Here is a 1,640-nt window from a genome sequence, read left to right as displayed (position 1 = left end):
CATTCGGGTCGGTTTGGCGCCAAATAGGGACCGGGAGATTGGCGGTGGACGAGCCTCTCGCCAACCGGGTCAGGTCCGGAAGGAAGCAGCCCTAACGAGGTCTGGATCGGGTCGCTCGTCAGTCTCCTACCTCATTTTTCGGCCGTGCTGCCCTGGCATTCGGGGCGCCACGGCCGGACGAAGGTGGATCAGGACCGGCGGATGCCGGTCCGGTGTAAGGGGTGTTCCGGGCCAGCCGCATGATCCTGCCCCGTCGCGACCGCCCCGCTCCCTTCCGCAATCCGGCCCCACCAACGCAGCATTGCGGACCGACCGATGAGTGACTCTGGCCTTTCCGCGACGCCGTCCGCTGCTCCCGAGCAGCCGGGCAGCGCGAGCGCGCCGGCCGGCGCCTATCGGGTGCTGGCGCGGAAATATCGTCCCAACAGCTTCGATGATCTGATCGGCCAGGAAGCGGTGGTCCGCACCGTTTCCAACGCGTTCGATACGGGGCGGATTCCGCAGGCCTGGATTCTCACCGGCGTCCGCGGCGTCGGCAAGACCACCACCGCGCGTATCCTCGCCCGGGCGCTGAACTATGAGTTGCCGGACGGTTCGGTGAAGGGACCGACCATCCACATGCCGGTGCACGGCGTGCACTGTAAGGCGATCATGGAAAGCCGGCACATGGATGTGCTGGAGATGGACGCCGCCTCGCACACCGGCGTGGACGATGTCCGTCAGATCAACGACAGCGTGCGCTATGCGCCGGCGAGCGCGCGCTACAAAGTCTACATCATTGACGAAGTCCACATGCTGTCGACGGCGGCGTTCAACGCCTTCCTGAAGACGCTGGAGGAGCCGCCGGAGCACGCCAAATTCGTGTTCGCCACCACCGAGATCCGCAAGGTGCCGGTGACGGTGTTGTCGCGCTGCCAGCGCTTCGACCTGCGCCGGGTCGAAGCCGACGTGCTGATGAATCACCTGTCGAACATCGCCCAGAAGGAAGGCGTCGAGGTCGAGCCGGAAGCGCTCGGCATCATCGCCCGTGCGGCCGAAGGTTCGGTGCGCGATTCGCTGTCGCTGTTCGACCAGGCGATTGCGCACGCGGCCGGCCTGGTGCGCGCCGACGCGGTGCGGCAGATGCTCGGCCTCGCCGACCGCACCCGCGTGATCGAACTGTTCGATGCGCTGGCGCGCGGGGATATCGCCGCCGCGTTCGCCGAATTCCGCGACCAGTACGACACGGGCGCTGACCCGGTGGTGGTGCTTTCCGATCTCGCCGAGTTCGTCAATTTCGTCACCCGCGTGAAGATCGTGCCGGCGATCGCCGACAATGTCGCGTTCGGCGAGAGCGAGCGGGTGCGCGGGCGGGAGTTCGCCACCAAGCTGTCGATGCGGGTGCTGTCGCGGATGTGGCAGATGCTGCTCAAGGGCATTGCCGAGGTGCAGGGCGCGACCCGCCCGGCCGCGGCGGCCGAGATGGTGCTGGTGCGGATCGCCTATGCGGCCGATCTGCCGACGCCCGATGAAGCATTGCGGATGCTGGAGCACAGCGGTGGCGGTGATGCGCCGGCGATCTCCGGCGGTGGTGGCAGCGGCGGTCGCGGCGGTGCGTCCGCTGCGCTGACGTCGGCCCCAGCTCTGTCCGCTCCCAGCAC

Annotated in this window: 1 protein-coding gene and 1 other RNA gene; both read left to right on the top strand. The window is 67.6% G+C overall.

Features of this window, described 5'->3' with window-relative positions; all coding sequences use genetic code 11:
* Nucleotides 1-33 precede the first annotated feature (33 nt).
* Nucleotides 34-130, top strand: an RNA gene (gene ffs, locus DYI24_RS26205) — signal recognition particle sRNA small type.
* Between the two features lie 185 nt (nt 131-315).
* On the top strand, nt 316-1,640 hold a 1,325-nt coding region (locus DYI24_RS26200; RefSeq protein ID WP_246701378.1), incomplete at its 3' end, for a DNA polymerase III subunit gamma/tau.

The sequence above is a fragment of the Rhodopseudomonas sp. BR0C11 genome (assembly GCF_010820945.1).
Taxonomy (GTDB): Bacteria; Pseudomonadota; Alphaproteobacteria; order Rhizobiales; family Xanthobacteraceae; genus Rhodopseudomonas; species Rhodopseudomonas palustris_H.
This window is presented reverse-complemented; position numbering and strand designations above follow the sequence as displayed.